This is a genomic window from Streptomyces sp. NPDC006197 (assembly GCF_040613865.1).
Lineage (GTDB): Bacteria > Actinomycetota > Actinomycetes > Streptomycetales > Streptomycetaceae > Streptomyces.
Genome location: NZ_JBEXSZ010000046.1, coordinates 1 through 24,704 on the forward strand (window position 1 = coordinate 1; position 24,704 = coordinate 24,704).

29 protein-coding genes and 2 pseudogenes are annotated in these 24,704 nt (G+C 70.9%); 5 read left to right on the plus strand and 26 right to left on the minus strand.

The window, feature by feature from the left end; genetic code table 11:
* From mobC to ABZ318_RS16715, 3 genes are all read left to right on the plus strand, one after another.
* Positions 1–395 (plus strand): plasmid mobilization relaxosome protein MobC (mobC, locus tag ABZ318_RS16705; protein ID WP_356903193.1); only part of this gene is annotated, 395 nt, incomplete at its 5' end.
* Positions 395–2,152, plus strand: coding sequence for a relaxase/mobilization nuclease domain-containing protein (locus ABZ318_RS16710; RefSeq protein WP_356903194.1), 1,758 nt, complete (start codon positions 395–397; stop codon positions 2,150–2,152). The genes mobC and ABZ318_RS16710, both read left to right, overlap by 1 nt.
* A gap of 108 nt (positions 2,153–2,260) precedes the next feature.
* Positions 2,261–2,665: a hypothetical protein gene (locus tag ABZ318_RS16715; protein WP_356903195.1), complete on the plus strand. Its 405-nt coding sequence runs from the start codon at positions 2,261–2,263 to the stop codon at positions 2,663–2,665.
* 321 nt (positions 2,666–2,986) lie between these two features.
* Here ABZ318_RS16715 and ABZ318_RS16720 read toward each other — a convergent pair whose 3' ends face one another.
* Both ABZ318_RS16720 and ABZ318_RS16725 read right to left on the minus strand, forming a co-directional pair.
* A complete protein-coding gene (locus tag ABZ318_RS16720; protein WP_356903196.1) occupies positions 2,987–3,394 on the minus strand; it encodes a hypothetical protein in 408 nt (135 codons plus the stop codon).
* Positions 3,395–3,426: 32 nt separating this feature from the next.
* On the minus strand, positions 3,427–3,741 hold the full coding sequence (locus ABZ318_RS16725; protein WP_356903197.1) for a MarR family transcriptional regulator: 315 nt from the start codon (positions 3,739–3,741) through the stop codon (positions 3,427–3,429).
* Positions 3,742–3,826: 85 nt separating this feature from the next.
* Between ABZ318_RS16725 and ABZ318_RS16730 the strand changes: the two genes are divergently transcribed.
* Positions 3,827–4,432 carry a hypothetical protein gene (locus ABZ318_RS16730; protein ID WP_356903198.1) on the plus strand — a complete coding sequence of 202 codons (606 nt, stop codon included), beginning with the start codon at positions 3,827–3,829 and terminating at the stop codon, positions 4,430–4,432.
* Between the two features lie 150 nt (positions 4,433–4,582).
* Here the strand turns inward: ABZ318_RS16730 and ABZ318_RS16735 are convergent, their stop codons facing one another.
* From ABZ318_RS16735 to ABZ318_RS16750, 4 genes are all read right to left on the minus strand, one after another.
* A complete protein-coding gene (locus ABZ318_RS16735; protein WP_356903199.1) occupies positions 4,583–4,912 on the minus strand; it encodes an esterase in 330 nt (109 codons plus the stop codon).
* Positions 4,913–4,987: 75 nt separating this feature from the next.
* Positions 4,988–5,200: a hypothetical protein gene (locus tag ABZ318_RS16740; protein WP_356903200.1), complete on the minus strand. Its 213-nt coding sequence runs from the start codon at positions 5,198–5,200 to the stop codon at positions 4,988–4,990.
* A 41-nt stretch (positions 5,201–5,241) separates the two neighbouring features.
* Positions 5,242–5,502 carry a hypothetical protein gene (locus ABZ318_RS16745; RefSeq protein WP_356903201.1) on the minus strand — a complete coding sequence of 87 codons (261 nt, stop codon included), beginning with the start codon at positions 5,500–5,502 and terminating at the stop codon, positions 5,242–5,244.
* A gap of 280 nt (positions 5,503–5,782) precedes the next feature.
* Entirely contained in the window at positions 5,783–6,610 is an 828-nt protein-coding gene (locus ABZ318_RS16750) for a DUF317 domain-containing protein (protein WP_356903202.1), read from the minus strand.
* A 224-nt stretch (positions 6,611–6,834) separates the two neighbouring features.
* Between ABZ318_RS16750 and ABZ318_RS16755 the strand changes: the two genes are divergently transcribed.
* A complete protein-coding gene (locus tag ABZ318_RS16755) occupies positions 6,835–7,101 on the plus strand; it encodes a hypothetical protein (protein ID WP_356903203.1) in 267 nt (88 codons plus the stop codon).
* A gap of 4 nt (positions 7,102–7,105) precedes the next feature.
* On the opposite strand, the gene ABZ318_RS16760 is transcribed toward ABZ318_RS16755, so the two are convergent.
* From ABZ318_RS16760 to ABZ318_RS16855, 20 genes and pseudogenes are all read right to left on the minus strand, one after another.
* Entirely contained in the window at positions 7,106–7,594 is a 489-nt protein-coding gene (locus ABZ318_RS16760) for a hypothetical protein (RefSeq protein ID WP_356903204.1), read from the minus strand.
* A gap of 59 nt (positions 7,595–7,653) precedes the next feature.
* Entirely contained in the window at positions 7,654–8,592 is a 939-nt protein-coding gene (locus ABZ318_RS16765; protein ID WP_356903205.1) for a DUF317 domain-containing protein, read from the minus strand.
* 96 nt (positions 8,593–8,688) lie between these two features.
* Positions 8,689–9,540: a winged helix-turn-helix transcriptional regulator gene (locus ABZ318_RS16770; protein WP_356903206.1), complete on the minus strand. Its 852-nt coding sequence runs from the start codon at positions 9,538–9,540 to the stop codon at positions 8,689–8,691.
* Positions 9,537–10,205: a hypothetical protein gene (locus ABZ318_RS16775; protein ID WP_356903207.1), complete on the minus strand. Its 669-nt coding sequence runs from the start codon at positions 10,203–10,205 to the stop codon at positions 9,537–9,539. Before ABZ318_RS16775 ends, ABZ318_RS16770 begins: the two co-directional genes overlap by 4 nt.
* A complete protein-coding gene (locus ABZ318_RS16780) occupies positions 10,202–10,678 on the minus strand; it encodes a hypothetical protein (protein WP_356903208.1) in 477 nt (158 codons plus the stop codon). The genes ABZ318_RS16775 and ABZ318_RS16780 overlap by 4 nt, the downstream gene beginning before the upstream one ends.
* Complete coding sequence (locus ABZ318_RS16785) at positions 10,675–11,460, minus strand: glycosyl hydrolase (protein ID WP_356903209.1); 786 nt, start codon at positions 11,458–11,460, stop codon at positions 10,675–10,677. Before ABZ318_RS16785 ends, ABZ318_RS16780 begins: the two co-directional genes overlap by 4 nt.
* Positions 11,457–12,071, minus strand: a complete 615-nt coding sequence (locus ABZ318_RS16790) for a DUF4913 domain-containing protein (protein ID WP_356903210.1) — start codon at positions 12,069–12,071, stop codon at positions 11,457–11,459. The genes ABZ318_RS16785 and ABZ318_RS16790 overlap by 4 nt, the downstream gene beginning before the upstream one ends.
* A gap of 93 nt (positions 12,072–12,164) precedes the next feature.
* Positions 12,165–13,058, minus strand: a complete 894-nt coding sequence (locus ABZ318_RS16795) for a DNA cytosine methyltransferase (RefSeq protein WP_356903239.1) — start codon at positions 13,056–13,058, stop codon at positions 12,165–12,167.
* A gap of 121 nt (positions 13,059–13,179) precedes the next feature.
* Positions 13,180–13,362 (minus strand): annotated as a pseudogene (locus tag ABZ318_RS16800) (DNA methyltransferase); the annotation flags it as partial.
* A gap of 1 nt (position 13,363) precedes the next feature.
* Positions 13,364–13,945, minus strand: coding sequence for a hypothetical protein (locus ABZ318_RS16805; protein ID WP_356903211.1), 582 nt, complete (start codon positions 13,943–13,945; stop codon positions 13,364–13,366).
* A 43-nt stretch (positions 13,946–13,988) separates the two neighbouring features.
* Entirely contained in the window at positions 13,989–15,161 is a 1,173-nt protein-coding gene (locus ABZ318_RS16810) for a DnaB-like helicase N-terminal domain-containing protein (protein WP_356903212.1), read from the minus strand.
* Positions 15,158–15,394, minus strand: a complete 237-nt coding sequence (locus tag ABZ318_RS16815) for a hypothetical protein (RefSeq protein WP_356903213.1) — start codon at positions 15,392–15,394, stop codon at positions 15,158–15,160. The genes ABZ318_RS16810 and ABZ318_RS16815 overlap by 4 nt, the downstream gene beginning before the upstream one ends.
* Positions 15,391–17,179, minus strand: a pseudogene (locus ABZ318_RS16820) (TraM recognition domain-containing protein). The gene ABZ318_RS16815 and the pseudogene ABZ318_RS16820 overlap by 4 nt, the downstream one beginning before the upstream one ends.
* A gap of 94 nt (positions 17,180–17,273) precedes the next feature.
* The gene (locus ABZ318_RS16825) at positions 17,274–18,344 is read right to left on the minus strand and encodes a hypothetical protein (RefSeq protein WP_356903214.1); all 1,071 of its coding nucleotides are present in this window, start codon (positions 18,342–18,344) and stop codon (positions 17,274–17,276) included.
* A gap of 243 nt (positions 18,345–18,587) precedes the next feature.
* The gene (locus ABZ318_RS16830; protein WP_356903215.1) at positions 18,588–19,865 is read right to left on the minus strand and encodes a hypothetical protein; all 1,278 of its coding nucleotides are present in this window, start codon (positions 19,863–19,865) and stop codon (positions 18,588–18,590) included.
* A 180-nt stretch (positions 19,866–20,045) separates the two neighbouring features.
* Complete coding sequence (locus ABZ318_RS16835; protein ID WP_356903216.1) at positions 20,046–20,543, minus strand: hypothetical protein; 498 nt, start codon at positions 20,541–20,543, stop codon at positions 20,046–20,048.
* 25 nt (positions 20,544–20,568) lie between these two features.
* Positions 20,569–21,342, minus strand: coding sequence for a hypothetical protein (locus ABZ318_RS16840; RefSeq protein WP_356903217.1), 774 nt, complete (start codon positions 21,340–21,342; stop codon positions 20,569–20,571).
* Between the two features lie 92 nt (positions 21,343–21,434).
* Complete coding sequence (locus ABZ318_RS16845) at positions 21,435–22,322, minus strand: hypothetical protein (RefSeq protein WP_356903218.1); 888 nt, start codon at positions 22,320–22,322, stop codon at positions 21,435–21,437.
* Between the two features lie 141 nt (positions 22,323–22,463).
* On the minus strand, positions 22,464–23,099 hold the full coding sequence (locus ABZ318_RS16850; protein ID WP_356903240.1) for a hypothetical protein: 636 nt from the start codon (positions 23,097–23,099) through the stop codon (positions 22,464–22,466).
* 84 nt (positions 23,100–23,183) lie between these two features.
* On the minus strand, positions 23,184–24,689 hold the full coding sequence (locus ABZ318_RS16855) for an ATP-binding protein (protein ID WP_356903219.1): 1,506 nt from the start codon (positions 24,687–24,689) through the stop codon (positions 23,184–23,186).
* Between the last annotated feature and the right edge of the window lie 15 nt (positions 24,690–24,704).

A 24,704-nucleotide genomic window follows, 5' to 3' on the forward strand; every position in this document is an offset into this window, starting at 1 on the left:
CGGCGATGATCACGATCATCACCACGGTCACCTTGATCGCGACGACGACCGCGGTGATCCGGGCGGAGAGCTTCATGCCCAGGACGAGGACGACGACCGCCGCCGCGCAGCGCGGCGTCACCGTCGCCCGATTCATCGCCGCCGCTGGCCTCGCAGCCGCCCGCGGTTCGACCGCCCTGCACACCAACGAACGACTCGACACGGCCATCGACGAACTCGCCGCCCTGCGTACCGCCCTGGCCCGGATCGGCAACAACATCAACCAGATCGCCTACATCCACAACGCCGGCGGACAGCCCCGCCCCGGCGAACTCGAACACGCACTGAGCGTTCTGACCCGGTCCCTCGGCCGCCTGGACGACGCGGCGAACGACCTGGTGACCAGGCGGCTGTGATGGTTCCCGACATCGGACGCGGCTCCCGCACCCACGGACTCCTCGTCTACCTCTACGGCCCCGGTAGGCGCGAGGAACACACCGACGCGCACCTTGTCGGCTCCTGGGACGGCTTCGCCCCCGACCCCGGCCGCGACACCGACCCGCACGTCACCCTCGCCCGCCTCACCGCCGCCCTCGACCTCCGGGTCAAGCAGGCCGGCGACCGCGCGCCCGCCAAGCACGTGTGGCACTGCTCGGTCCGGACCGCCCCCGGCGACCGGCGGCTCTCCGACGAGGAGTGGAACGCCGTCGCCCAGCGCATCGTCCACGCCACCGGCATTGCCCCGGACGGTGATCCCGACGGCTGCCGGTGGATCGCCGTCCGCCACGCGGAAGACCACATCCACATCGTCGCCACCCTGGTCCGCGGTGACCTGCGCAATCCCCGCCTCAACTACGACTTCAACAAGGCCCAGGCCGTCTGCCGACGCATCGAGGAGGAGATGGGCCTGCGCCGCCTCAACGCCGGCGACGGCACCGCAGCGAAGAACCCCACCAGCGCCGAGAAGTTCAAGGCCGAACGCACCGGCCGCCCCGAGACCTCCCGCGAGACGCTCCGCGAAGCCGTCCGCCAGGCCGTCGCGGGAGCGGACGACGAGGAGGAGTTCTTCACCCGGCTCCGCGAGGCGGGCCTGCGCGTGAAAGTGCGCCACGCCCCCTCCGGTGACGCGCTCGGCTACAACGTGGCCCTGCCCGGCGACCGCAACCGCCACGGCGAACCGGTCTGGTACCCCGGCTCCAAGCTGGCCCCCGACCTGTCCCTTCCCAAGATCCGCCTCCGGCTGACCGACGGTACCGCCGAGCGGACAACGCCTTCAGCCGCCGACGGCCGGGCGGACTGGTCCCCGCCCGCCCGAGAGCGACGCAGTGCCACCGGCATCGCCGAGCGTGCCGCCGTCCTCCTCGACGGCGACGACGACGAAGCCGCCGCCCAGCTCGTCGGCATCGGAGAACTCCTGGACGCGGTCGCCCAGACCTCCTCGATCGCCACCCGCGCCGAACTGGCTGCTGCTGCCCGAGCCTTCGAGCGGGCGACCCGCAGCCACGTCCGAGCAGAACGCGCCGACACCCGGGCCCTCCGCTCGGCCGCCCGGGGCATCGTCCAGGCCGGCGGCGCGCTCGGCCGGGGCGAGGACGGAGGCACCACCGCCATGCTCCTCTCCACCCTGGTCCTGGTCACCCTCGCCGCCGCCCGCTGGCACTCCGCTCGCGGTCACGCCCAGCAGGCCCACGCCTCCCGACAGGCCGCCGAGCATCTGCGCGCCGCCTACCGCCAGGCCGCCGCCGTCCCGATGCGGGTGCTGCACGACCAAGGCCGTGCCCTCCCCGGAGCCCAACGCCGGACACACGAGGCCACCTTCCGCGCGGCCCTGCCGGAGCAGGGCGTACGAACAGATGGCCTTCCGTCGAAGACCGATGCCCTGGTCGCCACCCTCGCCCAGGCCGAGCAGGCAGGCCACGACCCAGAGGCCCTCCTGCAGCAGGCCATCGACATGCGCGAACTCAACACCGCCGCGGACGTGAACGACGTCCTGGTCTGGCGCCTGCGCCGCCTCGCCCAGCTCCCCGCCCACCCGGGCGAAGCTCCCCGTCGCCCGCAGGCCGGCACCCGCCCGACCAGGACCTCGGCCAACCGCACCATCGGACGGAGCGCGCCCACAGCGGCGCCGCGCCCTACCGTCTCTGACCCGCGCAGCCGCCCACCGCGCCGCTGATCAGCGCGTCCGGAAGGTCAGCCCCCGACCGACCGGACTCCACGAAATGCCTGGACAGCCAGTCCTACCGGCTGTTACGGGTGAAAACAGGAAGCCCTCGATCGGGAGATGACGCTCGTGCTCAGAACCACCGACCGCACCACGGAGCCGACGCCCGCGCTGCCCGTCCTTCCCACCAACACCGACCCCCTGCTGCAACTCCAGTACGAGACACAGTTGGCCGACGGCCCCGGCGTGACACGCTGCGTCAACCACCCACACGAACTCTCCCTCGGCGGCATCCCCGTGATGTGCTCGGCCTGCCGGGCCCGACGAGACTGGCTGCTCATCAACCACGGCCGCAACGTCTGGATCCGCTGCCGGTGCAGCAACCAGTGGATCGAGCCCGAGATCAGCCGCGCCGACTTCGATGCTCTGATCGCCAGCCCGTACGGCACGACCTACCCCACCGTCGAGCAGGGCCTCATCACGCTCGGCTTCGACGGTGCCTTCGCCGGCGCCTACCTGGAGTAGAGCCGTGGGGTTCTGTTCCAACAGCGGCGAACGCTGCGCAGCATCCTGTCGGCCCCCAGACATATCCGGCGAGGCCGACAGGATGTGGTGAAGAAGACAGCGCTGAGCGGATCGGCCTCTACTGATTGGTCGTACGTGCGCTTCCGTGAAGACCAGTGCACCAAGGCTGCCGCACTCTACTGACCGGGCCCCGCCCGAGTCGTCCCGCCCGAGCCGCCTGTCGCCGACCCGAGCTTGGCCAAGACCCGTGTGCGAGCTGGACTTCGTTACCGACGTGGACACCAGGGAAGCCGCTGTGGCCTTGCGGTGCTGCGCCCTCCATCAGCGTCCGCGATGGCCATTGAGCGTACGCCCTGCGCCGCTGGCCGACTTCAGGTACTCGTTCTCCGTCACCAACTCGGCCAGCTTAACCAGCAGTTCACCGGCCATAGCCTTCAGCTCGCCGTTCTCAGTCGCCAGCTCCTTGTTCCTCGATTTCAGTTCGTCGTTCTCAGCTGCCAGCTCTTTGATCCTCCAGGCGAGAACCCCAACAGCAGCGGTCGCTAGAGCGCCGAGACAGACCCCAGTTGCGACCCTGCGTTTGCCGAACTTCCCTTTGCTTGACTCAGTTCCTTCTGCCGCATCAGGGGCCTCGATGCCGTCCTTCTCAAAAGGGGCGTCCTTCTCGCGCATGCCGACGTGGTCGGGCGCGGTCAACGGCGGGGAAGACATCGGCGATTCGGTCGTCATGGCCGCAGCCTACGGGCGGGACCGACCGCCGGTCAGCCGAATGTGGTGCTGTCGTTCTGGCGGGTGCCGTACAGGTCGGCGCGGAACCCTCGGCCGACCGGCTTCCTGTCGGTGAGCGTGGCCGGCTTCCAGTGGGGCCGGTCCGGCACAGTGGTGCCGTCGGGAACGGGCAGGCTGCCCCGGCTCTTGCGGCTGCGGGCGGCTTGGACGCTGATGTCCAGGTGGGCGGCGACCTCTGGGTGCCCCCACAACGGCTGGTCGTCGGCGATGGTGTCCTCCTCGTTCGTCGGGGATGAGCGTACGCACGCGTGACCGGGCGTACGCCCGACGCTCACGTAATTCCCCATCAGCAGCACGACCTTCCCTGCCCAACCATTCGACAGTTTCGTACTTTCCGCTCAGGTCATCAGATCAGAGCATCATGATGGATCTATGTCCGTACCCAGCCTTGCCCAGCAGCTCGCCGACCATGTCCAGCACCTCCTGGGTGGCGGCCCGTTTCCCCAGCCCGGCGGATGGACCCACATGGGTGCTGTCATCTGCGACGTCAGCTTCCAGCCCCGCTGCAACTACGAGGCGACCCTCCGGCCGCGGCTTCTCAAGCTGCAAATGAACTGGCCGGACGCGAGAACGGTCCGCGGGTTCCAGAGCCGGCTCGCCAAGGAAGACCTTGCCCTCGCCATGAAGTTCAACCACGCCCAGAAGGTCGCGACAGCACACGCCATCACCGACCTCCTGGCCGCCAACAAGGTCGATACCCGCGACGATCTCCACACATGGCTCGATCAGCAGGCCAATCGCGTCGCTCTGCGCACGGTGAGGGGCGTAGGCCCGAAGAGTATCGACTACATCGGCAACCTTGTCGGCCGTTCCCAGATCGCCGTCGACGTACACCTGCGCGCCTTCGCTGCAGATGCCGGTCTTCCGGATCTTCCCTACGAGCAGCTGCGCGGAGTGTACGAGGAAGCCGCCGGGTTTCTCGGGCACGACAGAGGTGGACTGGAGCATGCAGTTTGGCGGTACAAGTCGGGCGCGTAGCCCACACTTCTACAGCTCCGAACCACGCGCTCCGTCGAACTGATGGGCGGGGAAGATGAGTCTACGGGTAGGGAATCATGTGAAGTTCCACAGCGTACGGCAAGGCCGCCTCTGCCTGATCGGCGAGAGGCGGCCTGATGCGCTTGTCGGTCAGACCTCGGCGAGGCGGTTCGAGAGGTCGAGGGCGTCGGTCGCGAACGCGAGGGCGGCGCAGAGGCCGGTCACCTCGTGGAGCGTCGGGCGGACCAGACGCGGCCAGTCGTCCGGCGCGGACGGCCAGGAGGCGAGGTGCACCTCGGTGGTGGCCAGGCTCAGGTGGGCGCTCACGTTCCAGCCGGCGCGAGGAGCGGGCTCCCAGCGGAGGCGGATGCGTCCGAGGGTGAGCTTCGGGGCTTCGCCGGTGAGCCAGGTGACGTCGAGCGGGCCGTCGTACCGGGGAGAGACGCGCTCGACCAGCGCGCCGCGGACACCGTCCGGCATGGGACGTACGGCGAGGCCGTGCAGCGGATGTACGTGCGGCGAGATGGAAGCCTCCAGAGAGTAGGAGGGAGGGGATCAGGACCAGTTGAGGGCGTCGCGCACCGACGAGGGGAGGAGGTCCTCTTGGCCGTCGTCGGCGATGAACGCCTTGCCATCCCGGACGACGACCTCGGCCGCCAGGTAGTGGGTGAAAGGCCAGTCGGGGTTGACGGCGAGACGGATCGGCAGGTTGGGGTCGAGGTCCTGGAGCCGGTGGAGCAGGTGGCCGACGGTCAGGTACTGGGGCACGGAAGCCTCCGGGAGAGGTGAGGGCGTACGGGGCGGGGGCGTCAGGAGGCGTCGAGACGGAGCAGGTCCCGGAGGACCTTCGGCCCCTGGGCGTGGCTGGCGAGGTGTCGTTTGCGGCACTCGGCGACGTAGCTCTTGCCGCGCTGCGCCATCTCCCAGCCGCCGCACGAGCAGACAGCCTGGGTGTACGAGCGTCCCGGGCAGTCGGCGTGGAGCGGCTTGCCGGAGCTGGTGTGCTTGTGGTCCGCCGGGCAGAGGGTGCCGTCGGCGTGGTGGTTGGTGAGCGGGGCGTGGAACGGCATGGTGGATTCCTCGTGTTGGGAAGGAGGTTTGGGCAGCGGGGCCAGGGCGCCCGTCGTTCGAAGAGGTCGCTCTCCCAGCGGTGTTGTTCGGCTCGGCGGGCGGCCCGGCGGCGAAGGTGCTTGGCGCGGCGGCCGTACTTGCCGGGGAGGTAGTAGCAGGTGCAGCGGCGGGCGAAGGTGCACTTACGGCGGTAGCCGGGGGCCAGGAGCATGCGTGCGATCGGGGCCTCCTGTTGGACCGGTGATACGGGAGGGGCCGGTCGGCTTGGAGAGGGCGAAGTCAGAGGGCCAGTCGGTAGGAACGGGCGGCAGAGGGTCGGCCCGCCTCGAAGGCGACCGCGCCGTCGGCGACCAGGCGCTGAAGGGAGCTGGCGACGCGCCCCTCGCTGAGGCCGGTGGCGGCGCTGATCTCGGGGAGAGGCGTACCGGGGTTGTTCGAGAGGTAGGCGACGACCCGGGTGTCGCGGCGGCGGAGGTGGTTCTGGAAGCTACCGGCGGTGTAGACCAGCGTCATCCCGCAGCAGGCCAGGGGAAGACCGAACGAAGCAGAGCCGGAACCGGCGACAGCGTCGTAAGCCGCGAGCACGCTGGCACCCAGGCCGACGATGTGGCCGCAGGTGCGGACGAGATCGTCTGAGTAGATGGTCACTTTCAGGGCCTTTCGTTCGTGAAGGAGGAAGGGCACGCGGATCGTTGGGCGCGAGCCCGAACGGGTATCGGTGGCCGTGGCGGGCCCCATCGGCCCGTCCCGGCCACCGGTTCGGCGGGAGGAGTGGGCGACGAGGGCGGCGATGAATCCGGCCACCGCCTCGGCGGGAGTGTGAGTACCGAACTCCTGGACCCACACGTCGGCTTCGGTGGGCTGTACCTGGACGCGCCAGACGATGTTGCGCGTCCAGGCGGCGGGGTCTTCGGGGAGCCAGCCGACGTAGACGCGGCCGTCCGGGCTCGTCGCGTGGACGTTGGCTTCCGGGGTGTCGACGACCGTCCAGCCGAGGGCGTGGAGGAGTTCGAGGACCGGGGTGGCGCAGTGGTCCGAGGAGAGCCAGTGGCGGTCTTCCACGGAGGGGCGGGCGACGGCGGGCAGGAGGGTGGCGGAGGCGTTCATGGTTGGATGATCCCTTCGTTGACCTGCGGTTTTTACCGACACCCGTACGTTGACATGGGGTGTGCCGGAGTCCGTAGTCGTTTCCGGGGGTGACCCGTCTGCCGTGGGCGAACTGGTCACGGGTAGGTGGCCAGGACGCGGGCGGCGCGGGAATGGAACGGCGGCCGGGGTTGTCGTAACCGAGTTACGGCGGCGAGCCGTACGGAGCCGAACGGGGAGCGGGGATGACGGAGCCGAGCAGACACTGGGACGGGGCCGGGCTGGAGCGCAAGATCCGTGCCGCTGGGCGGCCGTGGACCGTGGGTGACCTCGCGATGGTCGCCGATGGCCAGTGGGGCGTCGGAGTGCAGCCCGACAGCTGGCCGGACGAGGACGCGGTGGTGGCATACCGGGTTGCGGACGGCCGGCGCGTTGAGCTGACCGTGGAGGAGCTGGCCCGTGCGGTGGGCGCCGGCACCGAGGACGTCCACCGCGACGAGGGCCTCGCCTGATCAGTTAGCGGTGCGGCCCCGGGGCGGTCGGCGGCAGCCCGATGACAGCCGCAGGAACGGGCTGGTCGGGCACCTGGCCCGGGGCACGCGGAGCGAGCTCCGAGCGGGCGACAGCGGCCCGGGACAGGCTCGCTGCCGGGGTCCGGTCCGCCGCCGAAGCGGCTTCCCGTGCCTCGATCACGCGCCGGATCGCCTGCACGTGAGCACCGCTCTCCGCGAGTGCGACGCGAAGGTCGGCGGCCGAGCTGACGATCCGTTCCAGCTCGTAGTACGCCAGCACGTACCCGGGCCGGGTCAGGGCGTGCAGGCGGTCTTGGTGGACGGCCGCAGCGTTGTCGGTGATGGCCAGGGCCGTACGGATGTGCATGGCCGAGCGCAGGAGCGGGTCGGCGCAGGGGCGACGCACCGCGAGGATCTCCAGGACTTCGATGGGCTGGGTCCAGGCTTTCTCGATCATGGAGGTGGCCTGGTCGAGCGCGGTGGTGTCGGGCATGAGGGAACTCCTGGTGTTCGGAGGGGCGGAGAGGGCGTTCGGGTAGGTCCGGGCGGGAGTCAGCGGCTGTGTCGGCGCGCCGAAGAATCGACCGGCGTCCGGGCTGCGGCAGCGGGTGCGAGGGTGGACGACTGCATACGGGCCGAGGACGTGGTGCGGCTCTGGGCCGCCATCACGCGGAGGTCGGCAGCTGTCCGCGGAGCGCGCGCGGCACGGCGGACGGCCTCGGTGACGGCGGTACGCCGTACATCGAGCGGGGTCGGAGCGCGAGAGCCCTGAGAAGCGGTGGTCGGGCCTACCGGGGTCAGCGTGACCAGGTGCTCGACCTCGCGGTGGATCATGTGCCGCTCGCGGACCACCGGAGCCGAACTCGCCATCGCGGCGGCCGTCGCGGCGATCAGGTGGGCCGGAGTGCGGGATGTGAACACCGCCTCCGCCCGCGTCCCCCAGCCCCGAGGGCCGGCCCACAGCGTGACCGCCTCGTCGTCCCAGCGGGGATGGTTGTTTCGGATCAAGGCGCCCGCGTGCCCGTCGGGAGCCCTGACGTTGACGGTTCCGTGCATGGCTGGCTCACGGCGCCAGCCGGCGTCGAGGAGTGGCTGGAGGGAATCGGTCCAGTAGATCGACGGGTCCGTCAGGAAGCGCCCGTTGTTCTCGTACGGGTCGGATGCGGCGTAGTCCTGGGCCAGGGTGGTGGTGAGGCCGGCGACGATCTCGGCCGGGGTGACGTGGTTGAAGGTCGCCGTCCAGCGGGGCGGGGCGACGGCCTCCTCGGAGGCGGTGATCTTCCACAGCTCGAAGTCATCGCCGAACCACCCGATGCGGATCCGTTGGTCGGGCGAGGTGACAAGGAGCTGGCAGGGGCCGTCGTCGAGGTAGTGGTGCGGCCAGTGGGCCACGGGGGCGAAGCCGGCGTCACCGGCCCCGTTGGAGCCAGCGAGGTACCTGGGGCTGACCAGTACCTCTTCGTAGCGGGAGGGGTCGGGAAGGGCGGACATGGTCGAAGCTCCGGGCGTGGATGGGAGGAGAGCGGGTCCGCGTGCACGGAGGCCGCCGCGGTGACGGGGAGTGGCTGGCTCTCGGTGCCCTCTGAATCACCGGGACCGCCCCGGGGCCGACTGGACGGTCATGGAGGCCGACACCCGCGGCTGCGGCTGGGGAGCGTGGCTGAACAAGGAGGTCGGCACGGCGGCGCTCCGGCGCAGGGCTGCTGCGGTTCGGGCGCCGTCCGCCCTCAACGGGACGCCGGAGTGAGTTCGCTGGGCCGTCGCGGCAGGGGCAGCAGATGAAGGAGCCCACCGCGTGGCCAAGGGGGCGCTCCAGTGCTCGACAGTCGCGTAGACGGGGCCCAGCGCCTGGCCGGCTTCGGTCAGCACGTAGGGGTCGCCGTGGCGTGTTCCGGCGCGGGTGACCAGGCCGTCAGCCTGGAGCCGGAGAAGACGATGCTGGGTGAAGGCGTAGTCCAGACCGGCCTGTTCGGCGATATGGACGAACCGCATTGAGCCGCCCGCGTCGAGGACCTGGACCATGGCGGTGGTGTGCCGCAACCGTAGGCGCTGCACGGCGTCCTCGACGCGCTCGGCTTCGGCTGTCGCGCCGGACGACAGGTAGGTCCGAGACCAGTCGGCCATGGTGCGGTGCACGGGCGTCAGGGACTCACCGAGGGCACTGAGCTGGTACGGAGCCCCGCGGCGAGTGTCGGCTCGGATGACCAGTCCGGCTGTGTGCATGGTGGCCAGGCGCTTGCCGACCAGCTGCTCGCTGACGAAGGGAAGCCTGGCGGCAACATCCCGCACCCGCAGAGGACGGCCCTCCTGGACCATGGTCATCACCGTCCAGGAGGTCCACTTCGGTCCCATCAGGGAGAGTGCGTTCTCGATGCTCTGGGAGTCGAACGAACCGATGGGAAGGACGGCGGGCCGCTGGGACGTATCGCGCGAGTTCATTCCGCGTCCTCCATCCGGGCGAGCAGCGAGCGGACCAGGGTGGGAAGTCCCCCTGGTTCGCTGCCGATCCAGATACGGTCGGCCGTCTCGTCGAGGACGTACGCGGCGTCTTCGAGCAGGCCGCTGGAGATCTCCATGCAGGCGTCGGTGATCCGGGAGGCCGCGAGCAGCGACTGGGAGAGCACCCCGACGTAGTCGCCGGGTGGGAGGCCGGCGGCCTCGGCGGCAGTGCGGATCGCCGTCAGCTCCAGCGCGGTGAAGGCGAAGTCGAACCCGTCTTCCTCCTCGCCGTCCTCGGAAGCAGTGAAGGTCAGCTCTCCGGAGTCCGTGGGGATGCCCACGTGTGTGCAGATCTGGTCGACGGCGGTAGTTAGCTCGGCGAGGGACTCGGTGAGCCAACCCAGCGCGGAAGCGTAGGAGGCCAGGGCGAACAGGCCAGTCGGGGTGGCGGGACGCAGTTCGGCGGCCATGAACTCTTCGAGATGTTCGGTCAGTTCGCCCACCACCTGCGGGCCGGCGGACAGCGCGCCCAGGACGGGGTGCAGGTATGAGCGGCTGGCGGGCGTCGGGTACTCGGCGGTGAGGATCCCGGAGACGCTCTGCGCGGCTTCGGTGAGGAGGCTGGCCAGGTCGGTACGGGACATGGGGGCTCGATCGGCGGTCATCGCTGGGGGACCTTTCGAGAGGCGGCGGCCGTGAAGGGAGCCACTGCGGAAGGAACTGCTGGTGAGGTCGGCGGGCGGTCGGCGGTGAGGGATGAGCGTGACCGGGCGGCTTGGACGCGGGCCTCGGCGGCGGAGGCAACCGCGGTGTTCTGCGGCGGGGCGGTGCGCAGGTGGGCTGTGCGGTAGACCGCGTAGTTCTTCCGGCTTCCGGCGGCGACGAGGTAGATCTCGCGCTTGTGGTTCGAGGTAGGCGGGGCCGGGCGGAACTGGATGACCAGCCGGTAGGACACGGACGGGTCGACGTAGACCTTGTGGTAGCCGGCGAGACGGCCCTTCAACGGCAGGCAGTCGTCGCTTCCGTGGACCAGGTTCTGCAGCTCCAGCAGTGCCAAGTCGCGGATCTCATCGGGAAGTTCCCGAAGATCGGCGATGGCGTCCGGGTGTGCGGCGAAGGCGAAGCGGGCGCGACTCACAGCAGCCTCCCCTGTACCGGACGCTGGACCGGTCCCGCCGGAGGTGTACGGAGGGCGTCGAGGCCCGCCTTCGGTGCTGTGGAGGCACCGACCGATCGGGCGAGGGCAATGCGGGCCACGCGAGCCCGGACGACGGCGCCGTTGTCATCGCCGTACTCCGGCGGCTCGGGCAGCGGCCCGCTGCGGTCGTCCAGCCAGGCGCGGGCGGCGCCGACGTCGGCGAAGGCGCCCTCGCGCATCGTGTACGTGTCGGCACCCGCCTCCCACTCCTCGTGGAAGACCCGGATCGGCGCCTCGACGGACCGGGAGTCGCGCGTCAGCGTCCACGTCTCGCTCGGGTCGAAGTCCGAGGTGTAGCTGTCGAGGACCACGTACCGCGTGCCCGATTCCCGGATCTTCCGTTCGATCTGGACCGTGAGGTCGTCGGCGGGCTTTACGACGTCGCCGTAGAGCTTGGCGATCTTTTCGGGCGGGCAGCCGCGCTCGGCCAGCCACGCCTGGGCGAAGGGCACCGTGGCGTGGTAACTCGTCTCCAGGGTGAACGTGAACCGGCTGAGATCCCGCGCGACCGCGATCGCCATGATCTCCGGCTCGCCGCGTGCTCCCCACGTAACGGATTGGTCGTGGGCGACGACGAAGCCGTGGGAGCCGTCGGGCGTGATGTGGTGCCGGGACAGCGCCCTCAGGTCACCGGACCAGAACCGCTCCACCGCTTCCGCGGACGCTTCATCGGCGGGAGCGAGTTCGTCGAGATCGAAATCGAAGTCGAAAGCGTCGTTCACGCCGCCACCTCCGCCTGCTCGGGAGCGGGAGTGGCCAGGACCCGGTGGTTGGGGCGGGTCGGGCTCGTGGTGCACGCGGCGAACGGGCCGTCCGGGGCACGCAGGTGCACCAGGGTCTGGTCCAGGTGGTCGCGGTGCCAGGTCGACGGACCGGCCAGGCCGGCCTCGGTGTCGGTGAGCTGCTGCCACGCGAGCCAGAGGGCGTGCAGCCGGGCGACGGCCTCCGGATGCTCGTACCACTGCGTGCACCATGGACGCGTCGTGCTGATCTCCCGGCCGTACACCGGCAGCAGGAGATGGTTCACCCAGTCGCCGAGCGCGGCGAGTTCGACGCCGTACTCCTCACCGCCCAGGGCGACGATGAACACGGAGGCGGAACCCTCGGCCTTCTGGCCGACAGCCCCGGCTTCCGCAGCGCCGTCCGTCTGCCCGTCGGCAGCGGGTACGGGATCGGGCTCGGAGCCGAGGCGGTCGAGAATGACGGCGTGGCGCCTGACCTCCGCGATGGTTTTGGCGAGGGTGCTGGCGAGGTCGTCGAGGTTTTCGTCGGAGACCCGGAACGGCTCAGGAACAGAGTTGGGTGCGTGGGTGGTCGGGCTGGTGTCGGACATGGGGGCGTGCTCCATCTGTGAGACGGCGACATGCCTGAGAGGATGCGGAGAATCCGCGGTTTGGCCCCGCTGGGAAAACCCGGTAGGCAGCCGCTACTCGTCCGCGCAGCGTGGACAGCGCGGGAACGGTGGTGCCAGCAACTGCATAGCCCGAGTGGCCTGTTGGGGTACGACACCGTTGCCGAGCGCGGTGAGCTGCGCCGGGCGTCCGAGTCCCGGGGTGGCGGTGACCCAGCCGGCGTCGAGGCCCTGCATCCACTCGACGAAGTCGGCGCGCAGCCGACCGGCTGCGTCCGTGGGCGCCGGCGCGGGGCGGGTGAGCCTTTCCCATCGGGTAATGGCGGCGGCGTACGGTCCCCACCGTCGGCCGTCTCCCCTGCTTCCGGCGACGGCCCCGTCCACAGCGGCAGGACCACCGCTGACAGGGGAGGGCGCCACCCCTTGCCGGGGTAGCGGCCCGGGGTGCCCGTGTCGCTGACCCGGGGTGTGGGCAACAGCGAGGCCGCCGCACTGGGCAGGGTCATGTCCCCGTTGCCATGCCGCTGGTTGGGCGAGCCCTTGATGCCGTCGGACGCCTTCGGGGTCGGCAGGAGCCACTCGACCTCGTCGGCCAGGTTCGGACCGTGACCCCCGCTCTTCCTCTTCGTTGGGTGCTGCGAGCCGCCGTTCTTTCCGATGTTGCTGGTCGGTGTCTTGAGCAGGGTCTCCGGCGGGCCAGGCCGCCAAGAAGGTCCGCTCGCGCCGGTGCGGGGCTCCGACGTCGGAGGCACGAAGCACGAGCCACTTCGCGTCGTACCGGAGGTCGGCCAGGGATCCGAGTACGGCACCGAGTGCCCGCAGAGGAGGCTGACCTGCGGTGTCTCCCAGACACCACGGGCAGGGTTCCACGTCGCCAGGGGAACCGGCGGGGGAGGTGAGGAGGCCGCGGACATTCTCGATCACTACCAAGCAGGGGCGGAGGGCCTCGACTGCACGGGCGACGTGCAGCCATAGCCCGGAACGGGTCTGGGAGTTGAGTCCGGCCCGGCGGCCGGCGACCGAGACGTCTTTGACAGGGGAAGCCGGCCGTCAGGACGCACACCCGGGGGACGGTGGACCAGTCGACGGTCGTGATGTCGCCCAGGTTGGGGACGCTGGGCCAGTGGCGGGCCAGGATGCGCGAGGCGTTCGGATCGACCTCCGCGTGCCAGGCCAGGGCGCCGCCGAGTGCGGCCTGCACCCCCAGATCGAGGCCGCCGTATCCGGAGCAGAGCGATCCGATCAGCGGCTGGCGGGAGACGGGGGAGGGCATGTCACCGGCCCCGTACTGGCTGGGCCGCGGGAGCCGTCGGCGTCGGCGGTGCGGGGGCAGCCGGTGCGGCCCCGTATACCGGGGTCGTGGTCCGGGTGAGAGCGGCCCGGAGCCGGGAGGACGGTGGCGAGACCGTGGTCGAGGCGGCGTGCAGGGAGTCGGCTGCCTCCCGCAGGGCCGTGTCCGCCGTTTCGAGCCGGTCGTCGATTACCAACCCCGCAGCTTCCCGGGCGTCCCGGGCGTCGGGTTGCTCGTGCAGGTGCTCGGTCTGCTCCAGGAAGGTGAGCTGCTGGGCCACTTCTCCGAGAGCGGTTGCAGCCTCACCGGCGTACCGAACGGCAGCGGAGAAGCCGGAGACGGCCGGGGTGGTGCGGGAACCGGCCTCCTTTTTGATGGTGCGGAAGAGGACCTCGTCGCCCAGCTCGGTGATCAGCTTGCCGAGTTCGGAGATCTGCTGGGCGACCACGATGTTTCCGGGGAGGCGGTGGGGGTCGCCGGGGACCGGGAGCTTGCCGCGCTGGGCGTCGAAGGCAGAGGCCATAGCGCGTATGGCCAGGGCGTCGGAAAGGGAGTTCGTGCTCACGGTGGATCCCGTCTATGAGGAGCGGAGCGGTGGAAAGGGGGTGTCAGCTGTGGGCGCGTGAGGGCGGGCGCGCGGCGGTTGGGGCGGGCCCGAGGGAGAGCCGGTCTGGTGGGGAGGGAGCGGCACGTGGGGCGCTGCGGGTGAGGGCCGCGTGCACCCGCGCCGACGGCGGCTCGCTCGGGGAAGACGTGGAGGACGGTGCCCGGGAGGCCGGCCGGCCGTGTGCGGTCTCCCAGCGGGTGCGGACCTCGGCGAGTGGGCCGAGCGCGTGCAGGGCGTGGTTGATCAGCCGGCCCGGGGCCAGGGCCTCGTCCTCGGCCAGGGCACGGACGGCGCGCGCGGAGGTGGTGGCGGTCCGCGTGATCGAGGAGCGCATCACCTGTTTGCCGAGCCATTCGGCGTCTCCGGCGCCCACGCCGTCGCAGATGACGGCGAACCGGTCCTTCGACAGCGTGCCGTCGGCGAGCAGGCCGCGCCGCTGGGCTTCCCAGAGCAGGGTGATCCGGTCGATGGGCTCGCCCCGGTGGTGCAGCGCACCGAGGCACCGATAGAGCTGTCCGTGGACCGGGTCGGCGAAGTCCTCGGGCCGCAGCCAGGCGACCACCTCGCCCATGGCCCCCGGCCGCTCGACGAGGACGGCCAGAAGGAACGCCTCGTCCTCGGCCGCCTGATCGGCCTGTGTCGGCGGAAGAGCGGTCGGGAGGGTGGCCAGCGGCGTTGTGGGTGCGACCGGTCGCGGTTCGGTGCCCCAGCTCCGGGCGAGATCGGCGAGCACCCCCGTCAGGACGTCCGCGTAGTGCAGCGTCCCCTCGACCTCGCCTCGCAGAGTGCCCGTGCGAGCCTCCTGGTGAAGCCGGATCGCGTGCTGGGCGACGGTGCGGTGGATCGTCCCCTCCAGCACCATCCGGCCGTACACCGGGGCGTGTGCCGGTCGCGGACAGGCCGAGATCAGGGTGTGGGCGTACGAGGCGGTCAGCCCCCGCACGTGGAGACTGGCCTCGTTGACCGCGTCGGTCACCCACGACAGCGGCACTGGCCCATCGCCTTCCACCGCGGGATGACCGTCGTTCCGGAGCTTGCGCAGCGCGCCGAACAGGGCCTGGTGAACCGGCCGGTAGAAGTGATCCGGCGCGAGCCACTCCAGCTGCGTGAGCTGGCCCGGGTCGAGCAGCACTGCGCCGAGGACTGCCTGCTCGGCGTCCAGCAGCGGGTTCATCGCCGGCCTCCCGTACTGGGAACGGACGCGGACGGCTCATCCGGCCGGGCACGCAGATCGGCGACCGCCCGGTCGGCGGCGGATAGCGCCTCGGCGAAGCCGTCCAGCACGGTGGTCAACGCGGGATCGGCGACGGGAACCGCCCCGGCGTCGCCGACCAGCCACCACCGGCCGTCGCGCAGGACGGCCGGCGACTGACCGAGCCGCGCGGAGGGCGGCGTGGGCGCGCTCATGCCGACAGCCCGAAGTCGTCGTGGTCGACGGTCTTCGCCAGGGCCCGCTCGGTGATCGCCTTCGTGGCGCGGGCGGAGGCCGGTCCGATCGCCTTGGCGGAGGGCTCCTTGTACCAGGGCCGGATGGAGAGCATGGCGATCCGTAGGCCGGTGGTCAGCAGCAGCACCTTGCCCTTGGGCAGGGCGCGGATCGCGTCCGGGGGCAGGATCCTCTCGGTGCGCATGCTCACCGAGGTGGACTTGCCGCCCTCGCTCGTGGAGACCGAGACGGTCTGGACGTCGTGGTCACCAACCTGTCGGCTGAGGCGGTCGGCGAAGTCGGCGTCGTCGATGCCCGAGCCGACGATCTTGACAGTGGCGGCGGACCAGAGGGCGTCCATCCCGGCCTCGCCCCAGCAGCGCTGGCCCTGCCGGTAGCTCTGCAGGATCGTCATCGGGATGACGCCCCGGCTGCCCAGGTGTGAGTACAGGTCCGGCAGGTCCGAGATCCGACAGACGTTCGCCGCCTCGTCGAGGACGCACAGGGCGGGCGGGTCGAGTCGTCCGCCGGAGCGCTCCGCGACGATCACAGCCGCGCGCATCACGGCGTCGGCCGCCGCCGCGATGATCGCCGACGCGCTGCCACCACCGTCCTTGCTCAGCAGATACAGCGTGTCGCGGGAGGTGGCGAAGGCGAGGGGCTTGAACTCGGGGAGATCCTCGCTCGGGGTGACCCAGGCAGCGACCTCCGGGTCGAGCAGGCAACTCGCGTACTGCCTCGCCGTCTCATAGATGCCGTCGCGCGTTTCGGTCGCACCGGAGACCGTCCCCTGGAGCTGGGCGGCGACCGCATCGTGGCCGGCGTCGGTGAGCAGGTCGACCGGGGTCCGGTCGGCGGGGGAGGCGAGCCAGGCCAGCACGTCGGTGATCGGCCGCCGGTGACTGGCGGCGGCCAGGAACAGGGCGCCGAGCGTGTTGGACGCGGCGGTGGACCAGAAGTCGGAGCCGCTCGACTCGTCCACGCTCGCCGCGACGAAGTGCCCGGCCAGCCGCTTCGCCCCGGCCAGGTCGCGGGCGTCGGCCAGGATGTCCCACCACATCTCGCGCGGATGGTGCGCGATCTGCTGGGGGTCGAGGGTCCAGACCGTGCCGACCTCGGCACGGGCGTCCACCGTCGCGGTGAACGCGTCATTCGCCGCCTTGTTGCTGGTGAGCAGCACCGGGCCGGGAGCCGCGAGGATCGCGGGGATCGCCAGCCCGGACGTCTTACCGGAACGCGGGGCCATGATCGCGACGATCACGTCCTCCCATGACGCGCGAACCTCGGCCCGACCCGGGTCGAGGGTGCCGAGCAGGATGCCACGGTCAGCGGGAGCGACCTCTTTTACACTCCCGGTCGCCGAGGGACGGGCGCAGGCTCTTCGCCTTCGCGGTGATCTCCTTGTCCAGCAGCGGCGCCAGATCGGCCTTGCGGGCGAGACCAGTCTTGGCACCGGAGCGCCAGCGCATCCAGAGCACCAGGCCGGTCGTGAGCAGGGCCAGAGTGAGCAGGCCGGGAACGATGCGGGCGCCGACCAGCAGCGCGGTGGTGCTCAGGGCTGGCCACAGCACCTCGGGGTGCAGCAGGGCGTCGGTGGCGCGGAACGAGACCCACGGGCCGCTGCCAACAAGGGAGTTGGTGAGGTTACCGGTCAACCAGGCGAGGGAGCCGAAGGCCATGGCGGCGCCGAGGGCGCCGAACAGGAGGTAGAGGAGCGCGTCGGAGCCGGTGGTGGTCGACGGCGCGCTGGTGCGCGGGGAGGGCACGGGCGGTCCTTGGGGTGCGAGCGGGCGGGGGCGGGGCGCGCTCGGCTCTTGTGCAGCTCATGGGCCTACTCTTTCGGGGGCGAACGGAATCGTTTCAGCGGGAACGCGGGGCGGGACGTCCTGCGGATGGAACCGGTGAGGGGGCAGGAGGGGCGTTGGTGCCGGTGCTGGCCTTGGCCGCGATGGGTGAGGCCTGACGGGCAGCGGCCTGACGCCGGGCATTGGTGTCGGACGTCTCGCCGACGTAGCCCACGGCCAGGGATGGGTCGATCGCGACCCGGTACCCCAGGTCGGCCAGCTGGCTGGCAGTAGCGGAGGCAGCCAGTTGCCGGTCCAGGCCGGTGACATGCGTCTCGAGGCTGAAAGAGGCAGGATCGCCCGGGTCGGCCGGGGCGATGAACCCACAGGAGCGCAGGATCCGCTGGGCTGACCCGGGCAGGCCGGTCCGGCAGTCGGCCCAGACCAGCCCGTCGGCCCAAGGGTAGATCTCGACGTCGGTGCCGTAGGTGTCAGCCAAGTTGCCCATTGGGGATCCTTCCGTAGAACGGGGCGAGGCAGGAAAAGCCGTTGAAGAGGGCGTCGGTGACGCGTAGTTGCTCGCGGAGACCGGACGGTCCGCTTCCTTCAGGCTCTGGATGCCGGGGAGCGAGGGGGCCGCGCCGGCGCCGAGGACTTCGTCGAGCAACTCCCGCGTCCGAAGGACATTGATCATGTTGTGGTGCCGGGGGTCGGTGCGCTCGGCCGGGCAGGCGGCGATCCCGCGCTCGGCGGCCTCCAACTGCTCCCGGACGTCTTCGAGTAGGCCGTGGGCGGTGGCCAGCCTTGTCCAGGTCTCCATGGCGGGGTTGTGGTGCGGGTTGTCGAACGTGAGGCGGACGCGGACCCAGTCGGCTGCAGTGGCCACGAGTTCGGTCAGCTGAGGCAGAGCACCGACGAGCGCGCCGTTGACCTCTTCGATGATCCCGGTCACCTCGTCGGGAGCGGCGTCCTCGGTGAGCCGGGCGATCATCCCCGGGACGGAGTACGGATCGTCGGCAGCCAACGGGAGGCGACGGACCTGGAGGGGCGGATCGTCGATGGGCCTCCTGCCGCGGTGGGCGAGCCGGATGTTGTGCTGCATCGTGGCGCTGGTGGCCTCGCCGATGCTGGAGTAATACTCGGGCACAGGTCCTTCTGGTTCGTGGTGCTGACGGGTCAGGACGGGTGGGAGCACGTGCTCCCACCCGAGGAAGCGAGACCGGTCTGGTGGCCGAGGGCAGCGGCGGCGGGACTGCCGGCGGTGATGACGAGGAACCCGACCCGCCTGGTGGCGAGGTCTCCCGCCGGTGGCAGCACACTGGATGGGCCGCCCGCATGAGATACGTACGGGGCAGACCGGCGGAGTACACGGTGCAAGGAGGCACCCCGATCACCGCCGAGGGCCGGAGGCGCGCGGTGGACGGGCAGACGGGCGGGATTCCACGACATCGGTATCGAAGGCAGAGATGACGACCTCGGCCTTGGCCGCCGCGGGTGAGACAGCCAGCGCCGCGCTCCGGGAGGCGGACGGGTTCGAGGAGCGCGTCGGCGCTTCGGCTCCGGACCGCGAAGGGCTGCCGACACGACGCAGGTCGTCCTCCGAGTCGACGAGTTCCGACTGTGCCGAGCAGACGAAGTCCGCCGCGAAACCGAACCGGTCGGCCAGCCGGTACGCCTCGTCGTCGAGGTCGTTGATGTGCTCGCCGGCGACCTCCAGCGCTTCCCGGACGCGTTCCAGGGCCCCGTGCTCGGGGTGGAGGAGCTGGTCGACCGCTCGTCGAAGGTCCTCCCCGTTCTCGGCCGACCTGATCTCGTCGGTGATCTGGAGAAGCGCGGCGCTGGCGGCATAGGACTCAAAGGGGTTCGCCGGGGTGCTCATTCGGGCCTTGTCCAGGGAGGGCGAGAGGTCGACGTCGTAGCGAGCGGCGCGGAGCATCTCGGCGGCGTGGTTGGCGATGGCGACCTGGTCGGCGGCCAGCGTGGTGGTGGGAAGTCGGTGGCGCCGGCCGTGCCAGTCCTGGATCTGCTGGAAGCCGGCGTGCTTGAGGATCATCGCGGCGAGATTGTCGTTGGCGCCCTTGGCCACGACGCTGCCGCTGAACTCGGAGGAGATGGTGATCGGAGGAGCAGGCACAGAGGTCTCCTGGGCACAGGAAGTCGAATGGGAGGCGGTGGCCAGGTGCCCCAGCTCGGCTGCGATCCGGCGGCATTCGGTCTGGAGGCGGAAGGCGTCGCGGTAGCTGTGGTGCAGGCCACCGTCCTCGCGGGCGAGGCTGGCCACGACGTGCACTTGCCGGGGCTGGTTGCGCAGGGCTATCCACCGGCAGGCGCCCGGATCACCGTCCGGGGCGATGCCGGTGGCGGACACCAGCCGTCGGGCGACGTCGGCCCACTGCGCGTCGGTGAGGTCCGGCAGACGGGGGTCGGAACGCACCGAGCAGACCCACGTCGGCCGAGCGGGAGCGCGGGCCCCCAGGCGATCGACGGGAGCGTCGATCGCCTGGGCCAAGTACGACAGCGAGCCCGGCTCGGCGAGCAGTTCGATCGGTGCCCCATGGCCGTCACCCGCGACCAGCCGGGGGTTGACGTGGTTACCACGTTCACCCGGCCCGTACAGGTAGGTGAGCAGGCCGGCGGTGTCGCTGGCGCGCTGCAGGTGGGCGATCACGGCGGCTACCTCGGAAGGGAATGACGGAACAACGGGCCGGGAGGTCGGACCGACGGAGAGAGAATCCGAAGGATTCGGGATTTGGCCCCGCCGGAGATCACTGGTAAAAGCCGCGCTCACCGACCCTGACCTGCGGGGAGAGTAAAAGCCGGTGCCCCGCTGCCGCGGGGCGCCGGACGGCTAGAAGTAGGGGTTCTCGTTGGGCCGGTCGGCGTCGGTGGCGGCCTGGAGTAGCTCGGTGAGGTCGTCGGGTTCGGAGGAGCGCTGGTCGATCCACCAGCCGGCGCGGGTGATTGTGCGAGCGGTCTCCTCGATCTCCTCCCACTCCGCCTCGCTGGTATCCCCTTCGACGACCAAGGCGGTGTAGGCGGCGGCCAGGATCTGGTGGCGGCAGCGCGAACCCCAGGGGACGGCGCGCCCGGTCCCCTCCAGTGGAGGCATCCGGTACTGCTGGGACCAGGCTTCGGACTCGACCTGTTCCTCAGCCCGCTTGGCCTTCAACCAGGCTGCCTTGTCCTGCTTGTTGACCTCTTTGGAGGCGCGCCAGCAGGCGGTGCATTCCTGAGTGGCGAGCCACTCGGCGAAGCCCGCGCGACGGTCGGCCGGCCGATCGGACAGGTCGCGGTCGGTGTGGTGGCCGCAGGAGTGGTTGATCGGCCAGATGGTCTTCACTGCCATGGGGAGCTTCCTTACGGGGGTTGGGTCAGCGGTCGCGGGAAAAGGCGATGCGCGGGTCGATCGGCCGGGCCGCCGCGACAGAGGTGGCGGGAGCGGCCACCGGCCGTTTGTCCGGGAGGCCGGCGAGTGCCGGACTGGTGGCGAGCGCGGCGGTGCTGAGCGGCGAGCGACGGACGCCGGCGTTCTGGGCGCGGTTGCGGGACGGGGCCTGCCCGGTCGCGGGATGGCGGCGGGTCGCTACGTCCTGCGCGAGGTGAGGGTGTACGGCGACCTGGACACCGGAACGGTGAAGGGCCAGCGTGGCGTCGGCGACCTTCCCCAGGGCCTCGTCGCGGCCGGTGGTGGCGGGCAGTGTGTAGATGTCCAGGCGGGGGTCGTGTCGCCAGCCGTGGTCCATCAGGGCGAGTCCGGTGATTCCGGAGGCCCGGTCGTCGATGGCCGCGATGATGCCGAGCCGTGGATGCTCGGCGAACGCGACATCGGGCTCGCCGAGCGGGCTTCGGTCCGGGACGGGGCGAGGCCCGGGTGCGAGGGAGGGGTTGAACACGGCGTCGGTGTCGACTCGGAAGTCGGCGTTGCGCAGCAGCTCGACGGCCCGGGTGGCGCGGCCCTGCCCGTCACGCTGCTGGTCGGTCAGGGCATACAGGGTCGGCTCGCCGGGGACGGGGCGGAAGTCGAGGCGCTCCAGCATCCATGTGCCGGCGGCGAGGTTCTTGGGGTTCGCGGCGACGATGCCGTAGTCGGGGTGGCGGCCGACGGCGACGTCGGGAAGCAGTTCTTCGGGAGAGTTGGGCAACACGGCTGATCCATCCGGTGCGGTGACGGGGAGGTCGAGGGCCGGAACGGGTCTGCTGGTGTGAGGCATACGGCGAACTCCGAGGCGGGAAGAGGTCAGCGACCAGGCGCGGTGGAGGGACGCGCGGGCGGCAGCGCGGCACGCTGGGGGGCTTCCGTCGCCAGGCGTGCGCGGACCGTGCACGATCCGGCTGACGGCGAGGGCGCGAGAGCAGCGCTCACCCGGGGAGGAACGGAGGCCGGCGGAGCGGCCGGGGCTACCGGACTCTGGACCGGGCCGGGCTGGGTGGTGAGGTCGTCGCCGAGCCGTGCTTCATGCGGCCGGTCAGGAAGAGTGCCGGGCCTGAGCAGGGCCGAATCGCACAGGACGTTGAAGCCAACGGCCTGTAGCGCAGTGAAGGCCCCGGTCACCGCCCGCCGCTGTTCGGCCAGGTCGGTCATGGTCGTGGGCAGCCGGTGATAGCGCTCCCCGTCGAACGACATCGCGGCGATGAAGCCCGCCCGGCGGAGTTCCTCGTCGGCGGCGCGCTCCCGGGAGGAGCGGTGCTGCCCGGGACGGGGCGGTACGCCGAGCTGGTCCAGGCGCGCGTCGACGGCGGCGAGCAGGCTTGAGACGTTGCCGCCGTGCCGGGCATCAGGACCGTCGGGCTCGGAGTCGTAGATCACCTCGTACACCGCAGGCTCGGCGGCCCGGTGACGGGTCGCTATCCAGCTCTCGGGAGACTCGGGATACTCGGCCGGCGGTTCCTGCGGTGGCGAGATGATCACCGAACTGCCGTCGGGGAGAGCGGCGTGGACGATGTAGGTGCTGAGGCCGTACTCGACGGTGACCTCCAGACCGCGCCTGCGGAGGGGACCGGTGAGGTAGCCGTACCCGTGATCTCGTTTCGGGCCCTCGGAGACAGCAGGCGAGGAGGAACTGGTCCACACGGTGATCTGCGGCCCCTCCTGCTGGATGGTGATCAGGGGATTGTCCTGGTGCATGGGTCTTCTCCGCGGTGAGGCGCCCCAGCGGCCGACGGCGCACCGCTGTGGGTACGGACCGAATCGCGTCGGGCGGGCGATGGTCCACAAGAATCTGGTGATCGGGCGGTTTGGTCCGGCCGGGGCCGGGTGCTACGGGCGTCAGCGGGAGCGGCCCGGAACCGGTGCGTTGGGTACCGGCGGCGACGGGGGAGAAACGGGTGGGGTCCCGCGTCGGCCGGAGGCAGATCGGGCGAGAGCCACGCGCGCCCGCTCGGTGTGCGCGGACTGCTCGGCGTCCGCGCGCCCGGCCAGGTAGTCGGCGGCCCGGACGAGGGCCGGGCCGCGGATGGCCAGCTCGTCGGCGTAGCTCCAGCCGTCGGCGTTCCGCTCTTCCTGCGCCTGGCTTTCGTAGAGCTTCCGGGAGCCGGGGAGCGAGGCGTCCATGAGCGCCATGATCTGGTCCCACTCGCGCTGGAGCTGCCCGGCTCGTTCCAGGGTGGTGTCGATCCCGCGCAGCTCGCGGAGGTCTTCGCTGACCGGCCCCTCGACGTAGTCGGCATCACGTGCGGCGGCGCGGACGCCGGCCAGGACCTCGGGACCGTGGGCGAGGAAGACCTCGACGTGCCGCCACGCCTCGGCGTCGCGCTTCACCTTGCCGTCCTCGTACCTCTGCTCGTCGACGGGCCAGCCGTCGCCGTCGCAGAGGGAGTCCGAGACCGCGTCCCAGGCGTCGGAGGCCTGCCTGATCCCGGCGACGGCGGAGGCCAGCGCTGGGATGTGCCGCTGCCACGCCAGGCGATCAGCGGTTGTCGGTGACTCCTTCTCGGCCCACGCGGGGGAGCTGGGGGAAACAGGCATGATCGATCCTCCGGGTAGGTTCTAGGCCGCCATGCGGGCGTCGGTGTCGAACAGTTCGCGTTCGGCCGGGTGGAGGATGTGCTGCGTGATGAAGGACCGGCCCGCGACCTTCCACAGGCCCCGACCCTTGGTCAGGGCGGACACCGCCTGGGTCTCGACCCCGGTCAGGCCGAGCAGCGACGCGGCGGCGGCGAGCTGGTCGGGCTCCTGCCGATAGATGATGCGGGTCGAGCAGTCGGCCAGGAGGCCCTCGGCCAGGACCCGACCGCGCGAGCCGGCGTCGCCCGCCGAGAGCAGGTCGCTGAGACGGTGGATGACCATCAGGTTCGCGATGCCGAGGCCGCGGGAGAGCTTCCACTGGGACTGCATCCGCTCCAGCAGGCCGACGTGGCGCATCACCCGCCACGCCTCGTCGTAGATCACCCAGCGCCGACCGCCGTCGGGGTCGGCGAGAGCGGACTCCATCCACGCGCTCGCGCAGGTCATGGCCAGCACCAGCGCGGTGTCGTCACCGGTGCCTCCGAGGCGGGAGAGATCGATCGACAGCATCGGCACGGTCGGATCGAAGGCCACCGTTGAAGGGGCGTCGAACATGCCGCTCAGGTCACCGTGCACGAGGCGGCGCAGGGCGTGCGCGAGGTCCTGGGCGGCCGTCCCCAGGTACCCGGTCTGGTGTCCGAGGGCTTGGTCGAGGCGTTCGGGGGAGCCGAGGGCGTACGCGATCTCGCCGAGCAGCGGCACCGTGCCGCAGGCGGCGGCCTCGGCGACGACCAGGTCGAGGGCGAGATCCAGGGCGGTGTGCTCCATCGGCAGCAGATCACGCTTCAGCACGGTGCGCGCCAGGCCGGCCAGGAGCAGCAGGCGTCGCTTTCGGACCTCGCTCGCCCAGTCGTCCTCGTTGACGGAGGCGGGCCGGGCCGGTGCGTCCAGCGGATTCAGTCGTCCCGGGAGGCCGGGGCCGAGCGCGATGCTGTAGCCGCCGAGGGCCTGCGCGACGCCGGTCCACTCGCCCTTCGGGTCGCAGGGGATGTAGATCCGGTAGCCGTGGGCGATCGACCGGGTGGCGATGGACTTCGCGAGCGCGGACTTGCCCATGCCGATGATCCCGGCGAGGACGGCGTTGGGGTTGGTGAAGCCCTCGATCCGGCCGCTGCTGTACAGGGAGAACGGGTCGTAGCAGAAGGCGGCTTCGGCGTGGACGTCGCGGCCGATGAAGATGCCCTCCGCCCCCAGGCCGCCCTCGGCGACGAAGGGGTACGCGCCGGAGGCGGTGGCGGTGGTCATCCGGTGGGCGGGCAGGTGGAGCTTGCCGCCTCGGGCCGAGGACGGACCGGGTCGTCCGGACAGCGGGTAGATCGGCCGCAGCTCTAGGTCGAGGGTCTCCTGAGCGCGGTGCCTCGGGGGCACTTCGGCGCGGCGGGCCTGGCGGTGGGCGTCGGCGAAACCGGCTCGGGCGGCCTTCCGTTGGGTGCGAGATGCCTTGTGGGGCACGAACAGGTGGGAGGCGCTGGCGCGGGTACGGGGCATGAACGTTTCTCCAGC